General features: G+C 68.7%; 16 protein-coding genes and 2 CRISPR repeat arrays. Of the genes, 10 read left to right on the forward strand and 6 right to left on the reverse strand.

Annotation, left to right across the window (positions count from 1 at the left end; translation table 11 throughout):
* Positions 1 to 21: 21 nt before the first annotated feature.
* A complete protein-coding gene (gene istB / locus OG978_RS47820; protein ID WP_326771219.1) occupies positions 22 to 753 on the reverse strand; it encodes an IS21-like element helper ATPase IstB in 732 nt (243 codons plus the stop codon).
* A 107-nt stretch (positions 754 to 860) separates the two neighbouring features.
* The gene (istA, locus tag OG978_RS47825; protein ID WP_326769809.1) at positions 861 to 2,126 is read right to left on the reverse strand and encodes an IS21 family transposase; all 1,266 of its coding nucleotides are present in this window, start codon (positions 2,124 to 2,126) and stop codon (positions 861 to 863) included.
* A 1,379-nt stretch (positions 2,127 to 3,505) separates the two neighbouring features.
* Positions 3,506 to 4,084: direct repeats of the CRISPR family, unit length 29 nt; unit sequence CTGCTCCCCGCGCCCGCGGGGATGGTCCC.
* Between the two features lie 80 nt (positions 4,085 to 4,164).
* Positions 4,165 to 4,498: direct repeats of the CRISPR family, unit length 29 nt; unit sequence CTGCTCCCCGCGCCCGCGGGGATGGTCCC.
* Between the two features lie 154 nt (positions 4,499 to 4,652).
* On the opposite strand from istA, the gene OG978_RS47830 reads away from it, so the two are divergent.
* From OG978_RS47830 to OG978_RS47850, 5 genes are all read left to right on the forward strand, one after another.
* A complete protein-coding gene (locus tag OG978_RS47830; RefSeq protein WP_326771107.1) occupies positions 4,653 to 5,861 on the forward strand; it encodes a helix-turn-helix transcriptional regulator in 1,209 nt (402 codons plus the stop codon).
* A gap of 558 nt (positions 5,862 to 6,419) precedes the next feature.
* Entirely contained in the window at positions 6,420 to 6,719 is a 300-nt protein-coding gene (gene tgmA / locus OG978_RS47835) for a putative ATP-grasp-modified RiPP (RefSeq protein WP_326771108.1), read from the forward strand.
* 4 nt (positions 6,720 to 6,723) lie between these two features.
* The gene (gene tgmB, locus OG978_RS47840) at positions 6,724 to 7,689 is read left to right on the forward strand and encodes an ATP-grasp ribosomal peptide maturase (protein WP_326771109.1); all 966 of its coding nucleotides are present in this window, start codon (positions 6,724 to 6,726) and stop codon (positions 7,687 to 7,689) included.
* Positions 7,686 to 7,883, forward strand: a complete 198-nt coding sequence (locus OG978_RS47845) for a hypothetical protein (RefSeq protein ID WP_326771110.1) — start codon at positions 7,686 to 7,688, stop codon at positions 7,881 to 7,883. The genes tgmB and OG978_RS47845 overlap by 4 nt, the downstream gene beginning before the upstream one ends.
* Positions 7,880 to 8,866 carry a methyltransferase domain-containing protein gene (locus tag OG978_RS47850; RefSeq protein WP_326771111.1) on the forward strand — a complete coding sequence of 329 codons (987 nt, stop codon included), beginning with the start codon at positions 7,880 to 7,882 and terminating at the stop codon, positions 8,864 to 8,866. Before OG978_RS47845 ends, OG978_RS47850 begins: the two co-directional genes overlap by 4 nt.
* Positions 8,867 to 9,305: 439 nt before the next feature.
* Here OG978_RS47850 and OG978_RS47855 read toward each other — a convergent pair whose 3' ends face one another.
* Positions 9,306 to 10,112, reverse strand: coding sequence for a hypothetical protein (locus tag OG978_RS47855; protein ID WP_326771112.1), 807 nt, complete (start codon positions 10,110 to 10,112; stop codon positions 9,306 to 9,308).
* 10 nt (positions 10,113 to 10,122) lie between these two features.
* Complete coding sequence (locus OG978_RS47860; RefSeq protein ID WP_326771113.1) at positions 10,123 to 10,359, reverse strand: hypothetical protein; 237 nt, start codon at positions 10,357 to 10,359, stop codon at positions 10,123 to 10,125.
* A gap of 1,936 nt (positions 10,360 to 12,295) precedes the next feature.
* Here OG978_RS47860 and OG978_RS47865 point away from each other — a divergent pair.
* Positions 12,296 to 14,203, forward strand: coding sequence for an SMI1/KNR4 family protein (locus OG978_RS47865; protein WP_326771114.1), 1,908 nt, complete (start codon positions 12,296 to 12,298; stop codon positions 14,201 to 14,203).
* Positions 14,204 to 14,400: 197 nt separating this feature from the next.
* On the opposite strand, the gene OG978_RS47870 is transcribed toward OG978_RS47865, so the two are convergent.
* Complete coding sequence (locus tag OG978_RS47870) at positions 14,401 to 14,559, reverse strand: hypothetical protein (protein ID WP_326771115.1); 159 nt, start codon at positions 14,557 to 14,559, stop codon at positions 14,401 to 14,403.
* A 10-nt stretch (positions 14,560 to 14,569) separates the two neighbouring features.
* Between OG978_RS47870 and OG978_RS47875 the strand changes: the two genes are divergently transcribed.
* Together OG978_RS47875 and OG978_RS47880 are read left to right on the forward strand one after the other, a co-directional pair.
* On the forward strand, positions 14,570 to 14,860 hold the full coding sequence (locus tag OG978_RS47875) for a hypothetical protein (RefSeq protein WP_326771116.1): 291 nt from the start codon (positions 14,570 to 14,572) through the stop codon (positions 14,858 to 14,860).
* A complete protein-coding gene (locus tag OG978_RS47880; RefSeq protein ID WP_326771117.1) occupies positions 14,857 to 16,323 on the forward strand; it encodes a M1 family metallopeptidase in 1,467 nt (488 codons plus the stop codon). Before OG978_RS47875 ends, OG978_RS47880 begins: the two co-directional genes overlap by 4 nt.
* 66 nt (positions 16,324 to 16,389) lie before the next feature.
* On the opposite strand, the gene OG978_RS47885 is transcribed toward OG978_RS47880, so the two are convergent.
* Entirely contained in the window at positions 16,390 to 17,991 is a 1,602-nt protein-coding gene (locus tag OG978_RS47885) for a trypsin-like serine peptidase (protein WP_326771118.1), read from the reverse strand.
* A 436-nt stretch (positions 17,992 to 18,427) separates the two neighbouring features.
* Here OG978_RS47885 and OG978_RS47890 point away from each other — a divergent pair, with 436 nt between their 5' ends.
* Entirely contained in the window at positions 18,428 to 19,069 is a 642-nt protein-coding gene (locus OG978_RS47890; RefSeq protein WP_326771119.1) for a hypothetical protein, read from the forward strand.
* A gap of 390 nt (positions 19,070 to 19,459) precedes the next feature.
* On the forward strand, positions 19,460 to 23,359 hold the full coding sequence (mobF, locus tag OG978_RS47895; protein WP_326771120.1) for a MobF family relaxase: 3,900 nt from the start codon (positions 19,460 to 19,462) through the stop codon (positions 23,357 to 23,359).
* Positions 23,360 to 23,505 lie beyond the last annotated feature (146 nt).

Genomic DNA, 23,505 nt, shown 5'->3' on the forward strand with positions numbered 1-23,505 from the left:
GGTGTCTTCGGTTTGGTTGGTTCAGTCGTTGTCGGTGGTGGCGCTGGGGACCCGTCCCAGTTCACGTCCTCGCATGCGGAACGAGTCGCCCTTGAGGGAGTGGACCTCGGCGTGGTGGACGAGGCGGTCGATCATGGCGGCGGCCACGGTCTCGTCTCCGAAGACTTCTCCCCAGCGTCCGAAGGGTTTGTTGCTGGTGACGATCACGGACGCGCGTTCGTATCTGTTCGAGATCAGCTGGAAGAACAGGTTCGCGGCTTCGGCTTCGAAGGGGATGTAGCCGACCTCGTCCACCACGATCAGCGGGTAGCGGCTGAGCTTGGTGAGCTCGGCCTGGAGGCGGCCGGTGTGGTGGGCGGCGGCCAGGCGGTCGACCCATTCGGCGGCGGTGGCGAACGCGACGCGGTGTCCGGCCTGGCAGGCGCGGACCGCGAGCCCGATCGCCAGGTGTGTCTTCCCGGTGCCCGGCGGTCCCAGGAAAACGGCGTTCTCTTTCCCGGCGATGAAGTCCAACGTTCCCAGATGTGCGAGCTGTTGGCGCGTCATCCCGCGCAGGTGGGTGACGTCCAGCTCCTCGATGGTCTTGATCGCGGGGAAGCGGGCGGACCGCACCCGTGCTTCACCGCCGTGGGACTCACGGGCGGACACTTCGCGCTGCAGGCAGGCGACGAGGTACTCGGCATGGGTCCAGGACTCCTTGTGGGCCCGCTCGGCGAGACGGTCAGCGGCATCCAGCAAGGCCGGAGCCTTCATTGCCCGCGCGAGGAAGGCGAGGTCCGCTGCGGTCTGGGAGCCGGTCCTGCGGCCGGTGGCCGATGTGGTGGCGGTGGCGTCGTCGAGGATGGTGGTGGTGCGGGGCATCAGCCGGCCTCCCTGCCCTTGCCGCCTTCGATGACCGTGAACAGCCGGTCATAGGTGCCCAGTTCGCGTTGCTCGACCTCGATAAGCGTGCCTGGGTCGGTCTGGGCTGTTCGGGCGGCTTTGGCGCGGGCGGCCTGCTGGTGGTGCACCTCACCTCGCATCACCTTGCCCGCGGCAGCGTGGTCGGGGTCGGTGATGGTCTGGTGGCGGGCCCAGCAGCGCGGGTGCTGGGCGACGATCTCGCCGCTGGGGGCGAGGACGGTGATCTCGTCGTTGTCACACAGCACGGTGACGGTGCGTCCGATCGCGGCGGGGTGCACGGAGTAGTCGCACGTGTCGACGCGGACGTAGTGGTCGCGGCCGATCCGTGTCTGCAGCCGCCACCAGGCGGGCGGGTCGACGGGCGGCAGGGCGAGCATTCCGGCCCGGTCGGCCTCCCACCGCTCGACGGGGCGGGTCTGCAGAGTGCGGTGGACACGCCGGTTGGCGATGGTCAGCCAGGCGGTCAGCTGGGTGTTGAAGTCGCCGGGGCCACTGAAGGTGCGGCCGGGGAGGAAACTCGTCTCCAGATAGCCGTTGGCCCGCTCGACCAGCCCTTTCGCTTCTGGATCACGGGGCCGGCACAGATGGATCTTCGTGGCGAGCAGGCCCGCGAACGCGGCGAACTCGGCGGTGAGCTTCCCGCGACCGACCCCGGATTCGTTGTCCCAGACGAGCGTCTTGGGCACCGCGCCCCAGGCCGAGAGCAGCCGCCAGTGCCCATCGATCAGATCGCCGGTCGTGCGCGAGGGCAGCATCCGCGCGGCGATCACCCGGGAGTAACCGGACACCATCACCAGCACCGGCGGCCGTCCGCTCTGGCCGTAGCCGAGCGGGATGTCCGCCTCGGGAAACCACAGGTCGCACTGGGCCAGCTCGCCGGGCCGATACGTCGTGCGCGAGACCGGATCGACTGGCACATAGGCAGGCCGCAGGTCCCGCACCCGGTCCTTGAGGACCGTCATCCCGCGTTCCCACCCGATCCGCTCGGCAATCACGGTGGCCGGCATCGTCGGAGTCTCCCGCAAAAGCTCACGGATCTGGACCTCGACCGCGTCCACGACCGACCCCTGAGACGGGCGCTCGTACTTCGGCGGCCGGTCCGTGGCCAGGGCACGCTTGACCGTGTTCTTCGAGATGCCCAGATGCCGCGCGATTGCCCGGATCGGCATCTGCTCAGCCCGGTGCAGCCTACGGATCTCTGCCCAGTCCTCCACGAGGATCACCCTCTCCCTCCTGACCTTCCATCAAGATCAGGTTCAGGCGAAGATCACCAAGTGGGTCACTTTTGATCCGCCGTCAGAGGGTCAGAATTCAAGCGACGCCGAGAACGGTTCCACCGTGCCGACGCCGAGTCCCTGTCGCATTTCGCCCGCTGGATCGGTGCCGTCTGACGGACTGCTACACCTTGTAGCAGCTGTGCCTCTTCCCAGGGGCCACGCTCTATCTGTCCGCACTACACAGGTAGAGGAGGGCCTCATGACTGCACCTGTGCTCGTCGAGGGCCGGGTGAGTATCGCTCGTCTCCATGGCGAAGCCTGCTGGCATTGCGGTGCTGTCACTCGCCGTTTCGTGCCGGCTGGATTCGTCGTCTTGCCGGGCCAGACCCGACAGTGGCCGATCGTCTCCTGTGGCTGCGCTCCTGCCACCGACCAGGGAGCCAACCGTGCCCACTCTGCTGAGTTCACCGTGCCGGACCCAGCGTCACTGTCCGATGCGCAGCAGCGTGGCGCACACTGTGTCTGGTGCGGCACCCCGCTGGCCGCCGGAGCTGCGCACGACCTCGGGCCCCGCCCGGTCGATGCCCACGGGGTTTCAGTCGACTGGTTTCCCCGTTGCTGCCGAACCTGCTGGAAAGGCCACCAGTGATCACCCTGACGAAACCCGCCCGCTCACGCGGGGAAGAGGAGTACCTCACCCTGGTGGGCCACACCTACGCATGCGCGGCCTGCCGCTGCTTGCCCTGCCCGACTGCGGCCCGCCTCACCCGCGTGTGGCGGGAGGCCCGCCGATGATGTGTGACCGCTGCCAACAGCCCATGACTGCCGAGGAGTCGGAGCAGTACGAGGTTCTTGGCGCGACTGGCCCCGGTACCACCCTCCACGTGCACAAACGGCTGTGTGAACTGCCCGCCTCAGCGAGGCCGACACCGTATCCGCGAGAGTGGCGGTCCTGATCTCCCGTCCGTACCTGAGGCCGTCGGCGGCAGGGGTCCGGGCGGGTACTACTTGCGCACGAGGCCGGCGAGAGGGACGCCGATGTTGCATCGCCGCAGTCGGGGCGGTCGGCGGAAGTTGCACGGCCGGACCGGGCAGTGGTGAGGCGGTGCGGGTGGTTCTTGATGCGCGCGGGCGTGGGGACCTGGTTTCGCGTTGGTGGGATGCGCGAGAGGAGCGAAGTGATGGGGGGCGCCAAGGGAATGCATCCGAGAGCGTGATGGGCGGTTGTGACTCGTGGCTACTCTTGGGCGGTGGTGTCGAGGGGTGTGTGCTTCTGTCGGTGGCGGCACCCTGGTCACGAAAGATCGGTTTTGGCTTTTATATCGGATTCTTTGAAACTGGTTCAAAACCGTCCCGGCTGAGGGAAGAACAGCAGGTCAGGGAGTCTGCTCCCCGCGCCCGCGGGGATGGTCCCCAAGGGACTCGTCTGTGTCCAGCGTACGGGACCTGCTCCCCGCGCCCGCGGGGATGGTCCCGCCGCCGAGGCTGCGATGGACCAGGCCGCGGCCTGCTCCCCGCGCCCGCGGGGATGGTCCCATCGAGGTGGTGCCGGTCGCGTCCGGCTCACCCTGCTCCCCGCGCCCGCGGGGATGGTCCTGGACGAAGAAGAAGCAGGAACCGGCACCGAATCTGCTCCCCGCGCCCGCGGGGATGGTCCCAAGGGCGAGTTCTACCGGCTCGGCACCGACGCCTGCTCCCCGCGCCCGCGGGGATGGTCCCGCGCCGTACGCGCCCATGGCCGACCGGGCGGCCTGCTCCCCGCGCCCGCGGGGATGGTCCCCCCTGGGGCACCGTCGCACCGGTGACGATCCTCTGCTCCCCGCGCCCGCGGGGATGGTCCCGGCGAGGCCGGTGACGGCGGGGCCGTGGTCCCCTGCTCCCCGCGCCCGCGGGGATGGTCCCGACGGCGTGGTCGTGGCCAAGCAGGGAACCGGCTGCTCCCCGCGCCCGCGGGGATGGTCCCCGAGCGGATCGCCCGCCGCGTCGCCCGCATGACTGCTCCCCGCGCCCGCGTCCGGCAGGTGTACGAGCTGATCCACCATGCCTGCTCCCCGCGCCCGCGGGGATGGTCCCGCAGTGAAGCCCTCCGAAGTACCCCAGCTCCTCTGCTCCCCGCGCCCGCGGGGATGGTCCCCACCACGTTAAGGCCAATCGGCACCGGCCGACCTGCTCCCCGCGCCCGCGGGGATGGTCCCCGGGGTACGGCACGACGGGCACCGGTACTCGTCTGCTCCCCGCGCCCGCGGGGATGGCCCCACCGGCGGCGCCGGCTGGATCGTCGAAGCCAACTGCTCCCCGCGCCCGCGGGGATGGTCCCGACGGGATGGAGCCCGCCCAGCCGGGCCACCGCTGCTCCCCGCGCCCGCGGGGATGGTTTCGTCAGCGGGAAGACGAGCTGGCCCGACTGCCTTCGGGCTGCCGCCGGACCGCTGCCGCTCATGACCACTGCGGCCCCTGCCCCGCTGCGGCCGAGCAGGGGCGGTTCTGTGCGTCCGGAGTACGGTGGTGACACACCTTCTGGCGGGGGTTCACATGAACGTTTCCATCGGAGACCGCATCCGCGTACTGCGCGAGTTCCGGGACATCACCCAAGAGCAGCTCGCCCAACGCGCCTCCGTGTCGGTGGACACCATCCGCAAACTGGAGCAGGGGGTTCGGGAGTCCGCGCGGATCAACACGTTACGCGGACTCGCCCGTGCCTTGGATGTCCCACTCGAACGCCTCGTAGGACAGCCCACCGTGACCCAGCAACTCACCGACGACGGCGGCGGTCTGATCGCCCTCCGTGACGCCATTCAAGACCCTGGCTCGCTGCCGGGCGTCCTCGGCGACGACAATCTCGAAGACCCGCCCAGCCCAGCAGAATGGACCGCCCAGGTGCAGGCGGCGACCAACAGCTACTGGGCGGGCGACTACTCCCACCTTGCCGCGGTCCTGCCCGGACTCCTCCGCGACGGCCAGGCCACCGCCCGTCAGTACGACACCGAGCAGGTATGGGCGCAACTCGCCCTCGCCTACCAGCTGGCCGCGTCCCTCTCCACCCAGTCCGGGCATCCCGACTGGGCGTACACCGCCGTCGAGAAGCAACTTGCCGCAGCCGCCCGAGCCTCCGATCCGCTCCTCGAAGGCATGGGTGTCTCCACCTTGTCCTGGGTACTGCTGCGCCAGGGCCGCTGGGAGCAGGCGCAGTCTGTGGCTGAGCGGAAGGCGGACCAACTGGAACCTGCGCGCCGACGGGCGACAGCGAATCAACTGGCCGTGTACGGCAACCTGCTGATCGCCGCAGCAACCCCGGCCGCCCGCAGTGACAACCACGACCAGGCCATGGAGTTGCTGACCCTGGCCGAGTCGGCCGCTGTCCAGTCAGGGCCCGTTCGCGCCTACGGCAGCGCGTTCTCCGTCACCGACGTGCGGACCCAGCGAGTCAACGTGGCGCTCGCCGGGGCGACGGGCCGGCCGGACACCGCGCTGTCCGCCTCCGCGAAAGTGGATCTCTCGGAGATCAGCCGACCGGTGCACTCCGCTTCGTACCGGGTCGACGTCGCGCAGGCCCGATACCAGACCGGCGACAGTCCGGGGGCCCTGGAGCTGCTCCTGGAGGTCGAGGCCGACCAGCCGGAGTGGATCCGCTTCCAGACCCTTGCGGCGGCGACTGTGCAGGAGATGCTGGAGGTGGAGCGTCGTCGTAACTCGACTCTGCGCGGTCTGGCTTCACGACTCGGTGTTGACCCTGCTCTGTAGGTAGGACGCAACGTCCTACCTACAGAGCAGGCCCGCTGTCGGTTGGTGAACTCTGCCCCTGGGGTGTGATCGCGCGCTCTCATAGCGTGACTCCCATGCCGTGGCGTCGGCCTTGTCAGGATCGGCCGGCACCGTAATTCACTCCACTCCACAGCCCAGGGGTGCCCATGACCACCATCGACTTGCCTCCCGTTCAGTCTCTGTCCGACGGGCAGCAGCGCGGTGCGTATTGCGTCTGGTGCGCGGTCGCGCTGGCCATCGGAATGGCGCACGACCTTGGGCCGCGTCCCATTGACGCGCACGGTACGGCTGCCAATTGGTTCCCTCGGTGCTGCCGTCGCTGCCGGGACGATCGGGGATCGTCCAAATGGGGATGACGATCAAGGTGTACGAGGTGGACCGGCACGGACGGACACGCATTGTCCGTCCGAAGTCCGAGGTCGTCCCGCTCAAGGATCTGCCCCGGACATCCGCGTACCCATCTTGCGAGTGCGCCCGGTGCGGCCAGGGCACACCCCGCCACATTGCAGGACCAACCCGCTACAGGAGGAACGGCACATGATCAGCGCCATTGCGGACCCGCGGGAAGTCTTCCCGCTCGCGCCCGAAGGAACGCGCACCGTGCGCGGCGACGAGCCGCCGAGCAGCGCGCCCACCCGCCCGTGGGTCCTCCGGTTCGCCCGGACCCCCGATGCCACCCAGGCCATCGTGAAGCCGCAGGCCGTCTACGACAACGAGTTACAGGTGTCCGTCGGCCTCTACGACGGGCCGCTCCCCTTCATGCAGACCCACACACCCACCATCCCGGACGGGTCCGTCGACAACCCGCCGCCGCTCGACGAGGGCCCGAAGGACTGACCCCATGCCCACCGTCCTCGTGATCGCAGCACGCGACGACTGGCCGACCGACCGCGTCGTCAAGGCGCTCACGGACGGCGGCGCGGAGGTGTTCCGTATGGACACCGCCGAGTTCCCGCAGGAACTCACCCTTGCCGGGCGCATCGACGCCCGGCAAGGGTGGGCCGGCGGACTCACCACCGCCCACCGTGCCGTCGACCTCGCCGACATCTCCGCCGTCTACTACCGCGCCCCGAACCCCTTCGCCCTTCCCGCTGCCATGTCGGAGCCCGAACGCCGGTTCGCCGCCGCCCAGGCCCGCGCCGGTCTCGGCGGCATCATCACCGCGCTCGACTGCCGATGGGTCAACCACCCGGCCGCCATGTCCCGCGCCGAGTACAAGCCGCTCCAACTCGCCACCGCCCGGGACAGCGGCCTGACCATCCCGCCGACACTCATCACCAACACCCCGGACGCCGTCCGGGCGTTCGTCGGCGACGTCGGCGGCTCCGTCATCTGCAAACCGGTCGCCACTCCCGTATTCGTCGAGGGCAACCGGCTGAAGACCGTGTACACCCACCGCGTCACCGAGGCCGACCTCGACGACCTGCGCGGTATCGACACCACCGCCCACCTCTTCCAGGCATGGGTGGACAAGGCACACGAGGTACGCCTGACCGTCGCAGGCGACTGCCTGTTCGCCGCCGAGGTGCATGCCGGCAGTGCCGCTGCACACACCGACTGGCGCAGCGACTACGCCTCGCTCACCTACCGCACCACCACCACGCCCGACGACGTCGCCGAAGGCGTACGCCGCTACATGTCGGCCCTCGGTCTGCGGTTCGCCGCGATGGACTTCGTAGTCGGCCCGGACGACGAGTGGACGTTCCTGGAGGCGAACCCGTGCGGCCAGTGGGACTGGATCGAGCACGCCACCGGCCTGGACATCGCGAAGGCCATCGCCGACGAACTGCTGGGAGTCCCCGCATGAATGCTCCGACCATCGCCCAAGCACGCCCCTACATGGCCGGCCTCGCTGACGAACTGACCCGGTCCGGGGCGATCCGGACCTCTGAGTGGTCCCAGGCGTTCTCAAGTGTGCCCCGGCATCTGTTCGTGCCCCGCTGGTTCGGGCAGGAGACGAACGACCGGGCATCGCCGTATGGCGCGAGCACCACGGCGTGACCACAGCCGACGACCTGTCCGCCGTCTACCGCGATCAGACGCTCGTGACCGCCCTCGATCCGGACACCGCCGAACAGGTGGACGGCACCGCATGGACTGGCATCCCCACCTCGTCCAGCACCTTGCCCAGCCTGATGGCCGGAATGCTCGAGGACCTGGCCGTCCAGGACGGCGACCGCGTCCTCGAGATCGGCACCGGCACCGGCTACAACGCTGCCCTGCTCAGCGCACGCCTCGGCGAACACCTCGTGTACTCCGTCGACATCGACCCCGGCCTCGTCCGCACCGCGCAGGACCATCTGTCGTCCGCGGGTTTCACGCCGCAGCTCGTTCCCGGCGACGGAACCCAGGGCTATCCCACCGGGGACAGGTTCGACCGGATCATCGCGACCTGTGCTGTCCAGGCCGTCCCGGCTGCCTGGATCGAGCAGAGCAGGCCCGGAACCATCCTGGTTGCCGACGTCGCCCTCGGTATCGAGGGAGGGCTCGTCCGCCTGGAGGTCGACGAGCAGGGCCGAGCCCTCGGCCACTTCACCGCGACCGCCGGCCGATTCATGGCGGCCCGCGGCGAGGCCCGCACCTACTCAGTGCCGCAACGACCCGAGCGCGCTGCCGAGACAGGCACGTGGCCGTCGTCCGTCACCGCCGCAGACGTGCGCAGCCACTACCCCTTCCGCCTGCTCCTCGCTCTTTACCTGCCCAGAGCAGAGATCGTGTACCACGTCGACGATTCCGGCGCCATGGCTCTCCAGATCCAGGGACCTGACGGGTCGTGGGCCCGGTTGCCTCTCGTCGGCGCCGCCGTAGGTACGGTCACCTGCGGCGGCGACCCCGGCCTCCGGACCCGGGCCGAGGAAGCATGGCGCTGGTGGAACGATGCGGGCCGCCCCTCGCACGACAGATTCGGCTATGCCCGTGAGGCAGACGGGACCGCGTACGTCTGGCACATCCCCGACGGGACCCGTTGGGACATCCCCGTCTGACTGCCAAACGCTCCGATGACCGACGCCGTACCCGCACGAGCGGCGGTACTGATCTCCCACTCGTGGCTGCATCGCGCCGGCCAGCCACGAGTGGGCCTGCTTCCCGCACCCGCGGGGATGGCCCGGCAACACTCCCCCCAGGCGAGTTCCACATCCACTCCCTGGTTCGAACCTGCGCATTCACGAGGCCCGTTCAGTGTCGCCTCGTTCAGAACGAAGCCAGCCATGGTCGGGTCGGTTTGTTGTCCGCGGACAACATGTCGTCCTACACGGGAACGCCAGCCGTTCCGAGACAAGAAGTGTCAGTTGCATGGGCGGTTGTGTACGGCAAAGTTCCCGGCCGCGTGGCGCGGCTCATCAGTCACGTGCCGCCCGACCACCTGATGCGAGGGAGCGCCGCCCAGCCTGTGTCGCGCGGGCGGCGCCCCATTTACCGGGGTCAGTTTCCGTATCGGGTGACGGGGCGTGGGGACGGCTGTAGGGCCTGGTGCAGCAGCTTCCCCGCCCGTTGCCGCCACCGTGATGGACTCGCTGACCAGCCGCGGAGAGCGGGCGGCTCTGGTTCGGAGAGGAGGGGAACCGCATGCGGCTCCGCCCGTTGCCGCTCCGTCTGCTGCAACTGCCCGGTAGTGGGCGCAGGCAGGCCGCGCCGGTAGGCGTTGACTCGCTCCCAAGCCTGCTCCCACAGCAGGGCTTCGGGTGTTCCGGGCTGCACCCTGCCGCACACCCTCACGAAGGTGAGCAGAAGGGTCTTGGAGGGCGTCCGCTTGCCGCTGAGGACCGCGCTCAGAGAGCTGCGCGGCAGGAAGCTGACGCCGTTCTCGATGGCAGCCAGCTCCAGCTTTCGCAGGGTCTTGTTGCCGTGGTCGAACCGCAGGGCGCGCATGGCGTCCAGCAGTTCGAGCGGCTCACAGATGTACTGAGGTGGGAGCACGGGACGGCGGTGCTGCGGCCGGGTGCCGGGCGGGGCCATAGCGGCTTCCGCCTTCTTCCACAGGCGCTCGGCGTGCCGTTCGTCCCCGCCGCACACGCGGACGTAGTCCTGGACGACAGCCCAGGTGGGCAGCCGATTGCCTCGGTCAGCCTGGAAGAACCGCAGGTGAGAGACCGGCTGGTGAGATTCACGAGTCGCAAGATGCGCCATCTGGCGATAGCTCAAACCCGAGCGCTGGCGCAGCGACCCAAGCCACTGCGCCAGCTCAGCTACGGGTGCGGGCGTCGCCAGGGCGCTGGTGTCGCACCCCATGACGCTCCCCCTACACGCGGTGTGCGGAGAACACAGCGACCGTCCGGCGGACGAGTTCCACCGCCAGCAGGCCGCCGATGGTGATCGTTGCGATGACGGTCTCCAGGTTCTGCCACCAGGCCGCCAGGCCGGCGGTCAGGCTCACCACCACCACGATGATGACCACGGCCGGAGTCGGCAGCAGAGAGCTGCCATTCCTCACCGGGCTCTGCACACACGATGCGTGCGCGTGCTCGCGAATATTCATTTTTCTCCTCGGTCGTTGCCACTCGACGCGAGGCTCCGTATGCGACGATCCCCCGGCCTTGCAGAGCCGGAGGATCCAGAGCCTCATTGGACACCTTCCTGCCCCCGCTTCAACGCGGTAAAGGCCGTTCCAGTGCCCGCGTTTCATCGCGTCCCGTGTTGCGGTGACAGCCCGTCAGTACAAAGACCCAGGTCATCCGACGCACCCCGTGCCCTGTGTTTCGTGGCGACCGGCAGTGGTCCCGCTTCTGCCCTCTGTGAGACCTTGCCTGGGACGGATGAAACAACGAATGTTTGGGGACATCAACGCACAGGGCGACCGGGGTCGACCGGGCACCTGACGATCTCCAGCCGAGCGAGAGGGAGGGACCTGACATGGCAATGATCTTGGTACTGGACGCGGAACGCTTCTCGTCCGTGCGAGAAGAGCCGGTCCCTGCCTCTGCGGTCGAGCCGGCCAAACGTCAACTCGTCCTCACCCTCGCCCGTGCCGTGCGGTTACTGCGCCGCCAGTCGCGGTTGAGCTCTCGCGAGACGGCACTGATTTCGCTGCGGGCGACCGCCATCGGGCTGCCGCCGAGACTGCACCAGTCCAGTGTGGGCAGTTGGCCTGGGGACGGGGGAATCGCCGTCTCCAAGGATCTGCCTGTCTCCGACGGGTTCTGGCCCCACCGGAACGGGCTCAAGTGGCTACGCCAGACGTTCGCCTCACGGCCTGGTGGGTGGCCGACGCACAAGCGCCGACGTCGGGAAGAGGCCAGCAGGGGTCCGGGCGGCATGTCTGCTTCCCATTCGAGAGGTGGGGTCACTGCTCGGCGGTCGTCTCGGGTCGACGAAGCCCGTTCAGGACAGGCTGCTCTGCGGTTGAGCAGCGCAGGCAGGCCGCCGCCGGCCTGCGACAGGACTCCGCCCGGCGAAGCAGGCCACTCGCGCGTTTCCTGCTGCGCTCTGCACCGCATCTCACCGGTTTCGGCATCGCGCCGATGCGTCGCGCCCGTGTGCCCTCCAGCGGTATGTCACGGGGTGGATCGAGCCCGGCCTTCCCGCTGGCATTCCCGCTGTCCTGGCCTGCCCCGGCTCCTTTCGCACGCCTTCCTCACCGCCGATTCGTAGGCGACATATCTCTCTCGTCTGGCCCCTAGTCTCGGGCTCGTTCAAGATCGATTCGATACGGGGCTAACGGCGGTGCATCTCAGAACGTTTCCTCTGCCGCTCTTCATCCGCGGCCTATGATCGCGGTCTCCCCGGCCGTTGCCACTCGATACAACAGGGGATCGGGCGGTCTTTGTTGCAGCGAAGCCCGTCCATGGCACGACCAGCGGTCGTGCCTCCGGCGTCCGGTGGCCCGCCTGTTCCCGAAGAGGGAGACGGGCCACCGGACGTCGAGCTACAGGTGGGTGCGGTCGGCTGGGCGGGACTGCCCGGTTGGGGCAGTCGCTGAACATCGATGACCGCGGGCCCGTCACAGCCCCAGCGGCGCCTTGCTGGCGAAAGGTCGGTTTTTGGTTCAATGCCGGATTCGCTGAAACTGCTTCAAAAGCGCCTCGACTGAGGGAAGAATGGCAGGTCAGGGAGCCTGCTCCCCGCGCCCGCGGGGATGGTCCCGGGAGAGCCTACCGCCGTCACCGGCCCGACCGCTGCTCCCCGCGCCCGCGGGGATGGTCCCCGCCATTCCAGTTGGTGGACACCTGGCTGAGTCTGCTCCCCGCGCCCGCGGGGATGGTTCCGAGGCCGTGAACTTCACCCTCACCGGCTCCACCTGCTCCCCGCGCCCGCGGGGATGGCCCCAGCGACACTCTCGCCGGGCGAGTTCCACATCCACTCCCTGTCGTTGGACGCGAGAACGTCATCGGGTTGGCCATGAGAAGTGTCAGTAGCCGCCCAATGCCGCCAGGCATCGCAGAGTTGTGTCAGCGGTGGATGGCAGCATCGGGCGCATGACGAATACGACACCGTTCGACTGGCGGCCGTTCCTGCTCAGATGGAGCGAGGAGTGGTTGGATTTCCTGCCCGATGATGAGACGCAGAGTGAGAGGGACGAAGCCGCCCGGCGGGCTCGGTGGTTGGGGTTCCCGCCGGCGTCCGAGGAGCGGATCGCAGCCATGGAGGAGCGCCTCGGCCGACGGATGCCCCCGTCGTACCGGGAATTCCTCAAGGTCAGCGACGGGTGGCAGCACGCTGGCGGGTTCATCTGGCTACTGGCGGGGACCACGGACGTGCGCTGGCACAACAACGAGTCCGGACTGGCGGACATGTTCGAGGAGTACCTGGACGACGACGCCGGACCCGACGAGCGGCGGGAAGCGGACGTCTGGCGGCGCGGGCTCCAGCTCGACGTCGAGTCCGACAGCATCCACGTCCTCTTGGATCCCGAGGACGTGGACGAGGATGGCGAGTGGGCCGTGTACACGTGGGCGAGCTGGCGGGCCGCGCCACCCGAGCGGTACGCGAACTTCGTCGAGTTCATGCGGGGCATGTACCGGGAGTTCCACTGCCTGCGGGCACGCCCGGCCGACGGGGAGCCGGAGTTCGCCAACGACACGACGCGAGAGCTGGATGCCCGGATGGAGCAGGCCCGGCTGGAGGCGCTGCGCGGCGACTGGGAACGGGCCGGGCACGCGCTGGACGAGGCAAGGGAGTACGGCAGACCGCGGGCCGCCGGGCTGGGTGACCAGATACGCCGCCTGCTCGGACGGACCTACATGGTGTACTTCGAGGACGTGGTGACCGATCCGCAGTACGCGCCCGAGCTGCTGCCGGCGCTGGTCGCCGAGCACGCGGCGCACTCGTACAGGGACGACTCCACACTGATGTTCCACCTGCGGGGAGTCGGTGACGACGTGGTGTCGCTGGCCTACGCGACGCTGGAGCAGGTACGCAACGGCACGTACCGGTACGCGGCGGCCGGACCGTTCGGGGAAGCGGTCGAACGGGCACGGGAGCTGGCTCGGTGGGGCAATACCGACGGGGCATGGCGGACACTGATAGACGCTCTGCCGGTATGGCAGCCGCTGGGACCCGACCACCTGGCGCCGCTGGGATGGGTGGCCGACCCTCTGCTCGGACCCCTGTTGACCCCGGAACGGGGCCGCGAGCTGCTGTCCACCCCCAGGGGCGGGCAGGCGGGTGAGGCACCGAGCCCGACGGCCGGCCTCGACCCGGACAACCTGGCGTGGCTCGCGGACCCCGACCCCCACGACAACCTCACGTCCTACCGGTTCGTCCTGGTCGAAGGTGTGCAGCCGGAGGACTTGCCCGGACGCCTCGAGGACGGGAACGAGACAGCGCTGGACGATCCCATGACTTTCGACGAAGCCCGCCACCGATCGCTCCGCGGACAGAGGGAGTTCTCGTCCTACGACGACAAAGCCCTCATGGCGGTCGGCCGGGCCGGCACCCGTTGGAGCTTCGCCTTCGACAGCGACCCTGCGCATTTCGACCCGCAGCGGTTCGTCTCCCCGGCTGCGGCCGCCAGCGCGGGCACCCGCGCGGTGGTCGTGTGGAGCGGTCTGAGGACCTGGCGCGGGGCACCGTTCTTCCACCTCTCCGTAGCGCAGGACGGTGCCGAGCAGTACGCCTTCACGTACGCGGGCGGAGAGATACGCCGGACCGGGGAGATACCACGGGCACTGGACCCGGAGCGGTTCGTCGGCTCCGGGGAGGAGGCAACCGAGGCGGAACGGCCGCTACTGGAGGCCGTGACCGGCGAGTTCGGTGTCCAACTGCCGCGCCACGCGATCACGAACGGACGGCTGCACACGTTCATCACCCGCTCATGGACGCGGCCGCCGGGAAACGGGGAGGCGTACGCCGTGGTCAGCATGAACTGGGGTGCCGCGCGCTGACGGACAAGGCACCCGAACCACTTCCGTGCCGCCACTGCCCCACTGACGTCCCCGATGACCAACTCGCTGACATCCGGTGTCCGGCCCTACTGACATCTCGATATCCAACGGCATCAGAACGAAGCCGGCCGCGGTCGGTTTGTCGTCCGCGGACCGTCGTCTGCCACGACAACGTCAGTGGTTCTGCCACGGAAGTGTCAGTGGGGCTGGAGTTCGGCGAGCAGGCTGCGGATGTGCCCGCTGGCACCGACGAGACCCTGGCCAACCTCACCCCGGTGGCCGCGGCCGCCGCCCTGCGCCTGCTCGCCGACGCCATCCGGCGCGGCGCCACCCACGACGACGTCGTGGAGGTGCAAGCAGGCCGGAGTGCACGACGCGTTCGCCGATGTCCTCGATGCCGCTTCCACTGCCGTGATGAACGGCCTGGACGACCCGTACGAGTGCGACGGACGGCTGCACGCCGACAACCTCTCTCCCCCGTGCAGAGCCGAAGGCCGGTGGTCAGCGCGGCCCATGCTCACCTTGATCACGGATCACGAACGTCGCTATGTCAGCCGCAAGGCGCGTGAAGAACTTTTGCCCATCTTGAAGCAACCAATAGACGATGCCGGCTTTCTGACGTCTCGCGTCCTGCGATCGATGGGAGACACGAGATGAAACCGCATATGGCGAAGGGCAGCCGGCCTCGGGCGGCGGTCCCGGGCCGTCTGTCCGGCTGGGCTCCGGCCACAGCACTCCTCCTGGCCGTGACGACGTCCTGCACCGGCTCCGCACCGGGAAACGGTGCCGTCGTCGGAAAGCCCGGTACGGCCGGAGTGGGGGATCGGCTGTTCCCAGCGCTCGGCAATGGCGGCTATGACGTGGTGCACTACGGGCTGACGCTGGATTACATGCCCGAGACCAACCACCTGAAGGGCACGGCGGTCATCACAGCGCGGGCCACCCAGGACCTGAGCCGCTTCAACCTCGACCTGTCAGGGCTGCGGGTACGCACCACCACGGTGCAAGGAGCCAAGGCCCAAGTCGCTCGCTCGGGGGACGAGCTGCTCGTGACACCGGCGAAGACGGTGAGGAACCGCGAAGTCTTCAAGACAGTCATCACCTACGACGGCACACCGCGCACGCTCAAGGACGACGACGGAGGCCTGGAAGGCTGGATAGAGACCGACGACGGCTCGACGGCCCTGGGTCAGCTGTCCGGCTCCATGACCTGGTTCCCGGGCAACCATCACCCGTCGGACAAGGCCACGTACGACACCACGGTCACCGTGCCCAAGGACGAGGACGGCGACCCCTACGACGTGATCAGCAACGGTGAGCTGATCACGGAGGAGGACAAGGGTAAAACGGTGACCCGGCACTGGCGCACTGAGGAGCCCATGGCCAGCTACCTCGCACACGTCTCCGTCGGTTACTTCGAGATCCACAAGGGCTGGACGGACGATGACGTGCCCGTCTACGTCGCCATCGACCCCGACGAGGCCGAAGACTCCGCCGATGTCGCAGACCTGGTGCCCGAGATCGTCGACTGGGCCGGCAAACGCTTCGGTCCCTACCCCTTCTCCTCGACCGGTGCCATCGTCGACCACCTGCCCGGGCTCGACTACGCCCTGGAGACCCAGACCAAGCCCTACTTCGGCGAGGTGCCCGAAGAGGCGCTGCTCGTGCACGAACTGGCACACCAGTGGTTCGGCAACTCCGTCACCCCGCGCAAGTGGAAGGACATGTGGCTCAGCGAGGGTCTGGCCACCTACGCGGAGTGGCTTTGGGAGGAGGAGCGGGGCAACAGGAGCACCACGGAGATCTTCAAGGACTTCTACGACGGCACGGACGCCGAGAGCGAGGGCATCTGGGCGTTCCCGCCAGCGGATCCGCCCAGCGGAGGGCGCGTCTCCGACCCGCCCGTCTACGGACGCGGTGCCATGGTCGTGCACAAGGTGCGCAGGGCCGTCGGCGACGAGACCTTCTTCGGCATCCTTCGTGCCTGGACCCGGCAGCACCGGCACGGCAATGCTGACACCCGGCAGTTCATCGCCCTGTGCGAGAGCAAGTCCGGGAAGGACTTGACCGCGCTCTTCAACACCTGGCTCTTCGACAAGAAGAAGCCCTCCCGGATGTGAGGAGGGCGATCCGGCTGGAGAAGGGCTCTCCGCAGGGGAAAGCCCTTCTCCAGCCGGCGGGAGGCTCTACGCAGGCGGGTACACCAGCGTGATCTCGCGGTTCAGGCCGGTCTCGTCGGCATCCGGGTACATGGACACCTCACCGTCGGACCACCGCACCAGGAAGTCGTCCGGGTGGCGGTTGTCCGTGTAGTCGCCGGCGCCCAGGATGGTGGCGTGCGTCCAGAGCCGGTTGGGCTTCTTGACCTGGATCTCGCCGTGGAAACCGTTCTGGTCGATGTCCTTGTAGAGGGTCAGTTCGCCGTCCGTCCAGCGCACGATGAGGTCGTGCTGGTCGTTGCCGGTGAAGTCGCCCGACGTGATCGTCGAGGCGTGCTTCCAGGTGCCGTTGGGCGCGGCGATTTTCTTCTCGCCGTGGAAGCCGTCGCGGTTGACGTCGGTGTACAGGGTGACTTCACCGTCGCTCCAGCGGACCAGGAGATCGTCGGCCCACTTGTTGCTGGTCGTGTAGCGACCACCGGTGATGGAAGTGGCGTGCTTCCACAGGTCGTTGGGCTTCTGTAGCTGTACCTCGCCGTGGAGCCCCTTCTCGTCGACATCGGGATAGAGCGTCAGTTCGCCGTCCGTCCATCGGACGATGAGGTCGTCGCGGTCGGCCCCGGTGAAGTCGCCCGCGGCCATGGTCGCGGCGTGCTTCCAGGTACCGTTGGGCGCGACGAGACGAATCTCCTTGTCGAAGTTGTCGGCTTCCTCCCCGGCACCGCGGTACAAGGTCAGCTCGCCGTCGGACCAGCGCACGATCAGGTCGGAGTAGTCCCAGGATCCCGGATTGCCGTCAGTGAAGTAGCCACCCGTCATGACGTCGGCATGCTGCCAGGTCTCGGCCTTGCCCAGGACACCACGGCCCGCCGGCTGACGGTTGTTGACCGCGTCGTCGTACAGCGCCTTGGCGTCGCCGTCGAGGTAGGAGCTGTAGGAGATGTCGTCCTTGTCGCCGCCCGTCTTCCAGCCGCCGATGACGCCGATGACGCCCCAGCCGCTGCCCCGCTTGATGAGGAACGGGCCACCGGAGGCACCACCCGAGTACTTGTCACAGGCGATGCGCAGGAAGCTGCCCGGGATCTTGGGGTCGGTGCTGTCGTAACGGACGGTCTTGTCCGTGCAGTCCAGCGGGCGTTTCTGGTTGGCCGGGTAGCCGATGAGACGGGCGGGGTCGTGGTTGTACCCGGCGTTGATCATCAGCTCGGCACCGCCGACGACGTCCTCGACGTTCTTGCCGCCGCGCGGTTCGAGCTGCAGGAAGTTGAAGTCGAGGTCGGCCGCGGCGTCCGGGCCCTTGGACAGGTACCGCTTGTCGACGTAGATACGCCCAGGCTTGACGGTGAAGGAGCCGTGCGGCTTCTTCCCGTCGTCGTACTGTGGGACGAACGCGAGGTTCTTGCGTGCGTCCTGGTCGTCGAAGCAGTGACCGGCGCTCATCACGATGTTCTTGCTGGGGCTCTTGACGACCGTGCCACCGCAGAAGCGGCCGGTTTCGGTGCCGTCGTTCCAGAAGAAGGTGCCGACGATGGGCAACCCTTCGAACGGCCGGCTGGCGGCGCGATCCATCCTGGTCGGAGCGGGAAAGTGCTTGGCCTCCTGCTCCTTGACGGGCTTCGCGGCCCGCATGCGCTCCGGCGTCCAGTAGTCGTCGGCGTCAGCCGGCGTGAACCCGCGCGCGTCGTCGTCCCCGCCTGCCGGGACAGGGGTCGACGGAACGGAAGACCGCTCCTCTGGGACAGGGGCCGACGGAACGGAAGACCGCTCCTCTGGGACAGGGGCCGACGGAACGGAAGACTGCTCCTCCGGAGCGGCGGTCGGCGAAGCGGAAGACTCCTCCGGCGGGACGGAGGCCGACGGAACAGAAGGCTGCTCCGGGACGGCAGGCGGCGAAACGGAGGACTGCTCCGCCGGGGTGCTCGGGGTGGCGTTCCCCGAGGGAGTCGGATCGCCTTGGTCGGCAATCGCCGGAAAACCCGGCAGTAGCATGAGTGCTGCGGCGCCCGCCGCAGTACCCAGCGCTCTGCGTAATCTCATGGTTGTTCCCCCACATGAAAAGAGACGCATGCCACGCCGCCTGGCGTGGCTGCGTCGAGGTCAGTCAAGATCGTATGACCACTACTGGCACGGGGAAGCACAAATGATCGACTTCACACGTTCGTCCATCCGCTGCGGACTTGCCGCAATTGCCTTGCCGTTGATGTTGCTCGGGCAGGCCGGAGCGGCCCACGCCGATCAGCTCCCCTTCCCCAAGCAGGGGTACGGCTCCGTCGGTGGCCCTGCGGCGCCTGGCGAGGTAGTGAACCTCACGGTCAAGGAACGCCCCGGCAACCCGCACCCGACGGCAGTTGAGGTCTCAAGCCCTGCGCTGACCGACGACACCGCCCTCGGTGACACCAAGAGCGCCTGGGTGGGCGCGGGCCGGATCAAGAAGACGGTGAAGCCCGGAACGTATCCGGTGACATTCACGCTACGACACAAGAGCGCCGACTGTGTGACGGAAAAGGACCGCGACTACGTGTGCGACTACCCCGCGATCGTCCTGCGCTCGAAAGTGACGGTATCGGGTCAGGACGAGACCGCGGCATCGAACGAAGGGCCAGGCTTCGGTGGCGGATTGGCCATCGGTATCGCGTCGGGCGCCGTGGCGACACTGGCTGTGGGCGGGGTACTGCTGCGCCTTCGCCGCCGCCGGGTTCCGTCCTGACCCTCGAAACGCCTGCGCGTCTGGGGCGACGGCGGCATTGACCCCGGCGACGCCGCCCAGCGCCAGGCCCTCGAAGACCTCACGACCGCCGACATGGTCACCCGCGGCGACATCATCGACGTCCTCCCCGGCCACGTCGCGTACAGCCTGCGGATGCTCTCCGAGCCGTCACCGCCTACTGACACACCTCATGTCGCCGACCACTGACATCTCGTGTCGTCTCCCACTGACGTTCTGACGTCGTCCGACATTTGTTGTCCGCGGACAACAAACCGACCACAGCTCCCGCGACCAGAGGCTCCAGCGCCCAAAAATGGAAAGTACTTCAGGTATCATCAAAAAATGATCATGGTTCGCTGAGCGGACGAGTCGTCAGGGAAGGGGCCGGCCATGGGATGGGCGACCCCGATCGTGGCTCCCGAGCAGGTCGAGTACCGGCTCGCAGAAGACTGTGGCTGTGACCAGTCGTCGGATGCCGAGGTCGAGTACCGGCTCGCGGCCGCGAGTGACCTGCGGTGGATCGGGAGCGGGCTGACGGAGCTGGGCCTGGTCGCGGGAGAGCCTGTCGATCCCGATGCCGCGCGGGCGCTGATGGACGGCCGGGACTGGCGTACCGGTGAGCAGTTGGTGAAGCGCAAGCGGGAGCTGGACCCGCGCGGAAAGGTGACCGCGCGCGTAGTGGTCGACGCCATCACCGAGCTCGCAGCCGCCGACGGGATGACTGCTGCGCAGTACCTCGGCAACGAGGCGCTGGCGAGCCGATTCGCACGTGCCGAACGCGGGATCGTCCGCGACGGGGAGGCGCACCTGCTGCCGGTCGGCGATGCCGGGCGTCTGGCAGCGGCGGCCGGGCTGTCGGTCGAGCAGCTCTACGGTGGCGATGTGATCGCCGAGGCGAACCGGTGGCGCAACCATCGCGTCGACGTCGGACTGCGCGGCGTCGACCTCTCTCTCGACCTCCCGAAATCCATCAGCACCGCGTACGCGCTCGCCGGCGAGGAACTGGCCGCGGCGATCGAGGGCGAGTGGATGGCCTCGGTGACCGAAGCAGTCGGGGCTCTGGAGGAGTGGACGGCCTATGGCATGGCCGGTCACCACGGTGACGGGCAGCGCGCCGAGCGGGTGGCCACCTCCGGGCTGATCGGCTGGACGACGCTGCATCGCTCCGCCCGACCGGTGGACGCATCCCCGGGTGACCCGCACCTGCATGTTCACGTCAACATTGCGCACATGGCGCGCTGCGAGGACGGGAAGTGGCGCACCATCGCGGCCGGGGCGGAGGACCTGCTCCGGCACGTGCACCTGATCAACGAGATTGCCGAGGCCCGGCTGCGCGCCCGGCTGATCGAGCGTCACGGTGCGCGGTTCGTCCGCAGCGAGAGCACAGGGGCGTGGGAACTCGTAGGCGTCGACGGGGACCTGCGCAGTGCCTTCTCGCGTCGCCGGCAGCAAGTCCTCGCCCTCGTCGGCAGGGACGCCGGCCGTGATCGGATGAGGGCCGCCGCGAGGTGGACGGCCCAGGCCAAGGACGAGGCGGCGGCAGAGGCGCCACGCCACAACTGGCGGACGCGCGCCGCGGCGGTGCTGGGCAGCGAGGCTGCCGTTGACGCGATGGTCGCGGCCGCACTTCCCGGGCCCGACGGGCCCGCACCGTCATGGCCTGGTGGTGACCGGCCGCTGATGCCAGGTCCGCAGGAGATTGCCTCGCAGATCTGGGATCCCGAACACGGGTTGACCGCAGCCCGGAAGGCTGTCACCCATACCCACGTCATGGCCGCCGTCACACGGACGCTGCCCTACCTGTTGAGCAAGGACCAGCTGGTCGCGCTGACCGACGAGGTCCTGCCCGTCGACGGGCATGCCGTACGTCTCGCGGATTCCAACCGGCACCACCGCACACACCGTCAGCGCTACACGCACAGCGGCGTCGTCGCGGCCGAGCAGACCATCATCGAGTGCGCGACGGCCGGTCTGGGTGCGGGCCTGGCGCAGCTGACGCCCGAGGCCGCCGAGCTGACGATCGCCACCGTAGAAGTCGCCCAGTCCATGTCCGGCCGCGCCTTCCGGTTCTCTCCTCAGCAGCGCGCCGTCGTGATGCGTCTGCTCACCGCCGGGCACGGGACCGACGCCGTGATCGGCGTCGCGGGTGCGGGCAAGACCACATTGATGAGTGCCGCCAGGGCCGGGTGGGAGGCCGCCGGCCTGACCGTTGCCGGAGCGAGCACGGCGGCCGTGGCGGCCGCGAACCTTGCCGCCGAGGCAGGCATCGAGTCCCGGACGATCGCGGCCTGGACGCGCGAGATCAGCGGCGGACGCGGTCTCCATGGCGTTGGCGTCATGGTCATCGACGAGGCAGCCATGGTCGACGACCGCGCCCTCGCCGCGTTGCTCCGCCATGCCGCCCGGACCGGCACGAAGATCGCCGGTGTCGGCGATCCGCTGCAGCTGCGCGCCGTCGGCATCGGCGGCGGCTTCGCCCGGATCCACCGGCTCGTCGACGGGCTGCAACTGACGGAGAACCGGCGTCAGCGAGACGTCGTCGAGAGAGCGGCGCTGCAGGACTGGCGCGATGGAGGCCGTACGACAGCCATTTCGGCGTACGCCGCACACGGTCACGTACACGCTGATGACACCGCCACCGAGGCCCTGACCTCCATGCTCGCGCGCTGGAACGAGGTACGCGGCCGATGGTCCGGGGATCCACACGGGCAGGTCGCCGATCTGCTGCTGCTCGCCGCACGGCGGGCGGACGTGGCCGCGCTCAACGCAGGGGCCCGCGCCGTCCTGGTCGCCTCCGGAGAACTGGACGCGGGCCGTACGTACGCAGTTGCCGGCGGCGGCCGGGTCGCCTTCGCCGCCGGAGACCTGGTCCACATCCGGCGCAACGACTACCGCTCCCGCCGCGACCTTTCCCAGCCCGACGTGCTCAACGGCTTCCGCGGCGTTGTCCTCGAAGTAGACGACGAGCGGGGGGTACGGGTCGAATGGCGCCGTCGACGCCCCGGCGGCGGGCACGACACACAGGCCGCGTGGATGTCGAAGAAGGACATCGCCGAGGGCCGGCTGACCCACGGCTACGCCATGACGATCGGTTCCGCCCAGGGCCTCACCTCCGACCTGACGATCGCCTATGGCCTGCATGCCGACTCCCGTTCGCTGTACCCGGCCATGTCCCGGGCCCGGCTGGGATCGCACCTCTTCCTGCCGCTCGACGAACTCGAGGACGACGTCACCCGGATCCGCTTCGGTGAAGTCCGTACCGACGGCGAACGACTGGACCGTGCCGTCGCGGCGTGCGGGCGGCTGCTGGAGGAGGAGCGCGGCGACGTCATGGTCACCGACGAGCTCGCCACCGCAGGGCGTTCGATGCCGACGATCCCGCCTGCGACAGTGACGCCTTGGAACGAACGGGAATGGGGACATCTGGCCACCGCCCACCTGGAGCCCGGTGTCCAGCGGGCCAACCGGGACGCGGCGACCGCCACGGAGCGGGCACGGACCTACGCACGGCAGGCCGACGAGCTCGCCGCCGTCCTCGGTACCGGTCAGGCACCGGCACGCCGGACCTTCGCACAGATCAGCCGGCACCTGGACACGGCGGACAGCGATCTCGCCCGCGCTGTGCGTGCCGAGGAGCAGGCCGATGCCATCGACCTCCAACTTGCCAGGCTGCGCGAGTCGAACCGTATCGAGGGCGACGCGGAGCGGAAGATCGTCGCCCGCCTCGCCCTGAAGAGGACCGTGCTCACTGGACGGCGCCGTATGAGGGAGGCCGCCGACGTCATGCACGCCAGGATCGAGGACCGTACCCGGCAGATCACGGAACTGGACGGCCGGGCAGCCGAACTGCGAGCCCGGGCCCGGGCTCTGCGTGACAGCGCCAGGGACCGGATCCACAGATCCACCGGAACCGACTCCGACAGGCCGCTGTCCGACCGGATCGCCGAGTGCCGCGCCCAACTGCCTGCCCTCGCCGTCCGCCTGAACCGTGCTGACGCGGACAGGCACGAGGAACTTCTCCGGCAGGCGGCGGAGCAGCGCACGATTGCCGCCCTGGAGACACGTAAGGCGTGCGGGCTGCGTGAGGAAGCCGAGCTACGGGCCCGGCTCACCCCTGGGCAGGCGGTCCGTGAGACGGAACAACGGTCGCTGGCAGCACGGGAAGCCGCAGCCGCACGTCAGGCCGAGCAGAACCTCCGACGCACTACCCGCGAAGCCGGCCATCGCAACCGTGCCGCCTCTCCGCAGCCGCAGCCGCAGGTGCGGCCAGGACCAGGCCTCGGCCGCTGAAGGACCGTGTCCTGTCTCATTGAAGTTTGTCGTCCGCATGGCGCTGATCTGCGCGGACTGGATTGGGTGAGACATGCGGACTTGGTTCGTTGAGACGGACTGCATCTGTCCGTGTCATGTGATCTCAGTCGATCCGGTTCGCCCGA

Origin of the sequence: Streptomyces sp. NBC_01591, assembly GCF_035918155.1 — a bacterium.
Lineage (GTDB): Bacteria > Actinomycetota > Actinomycetes > Streptomycetales > Streptomycetaceae > Streptomyces.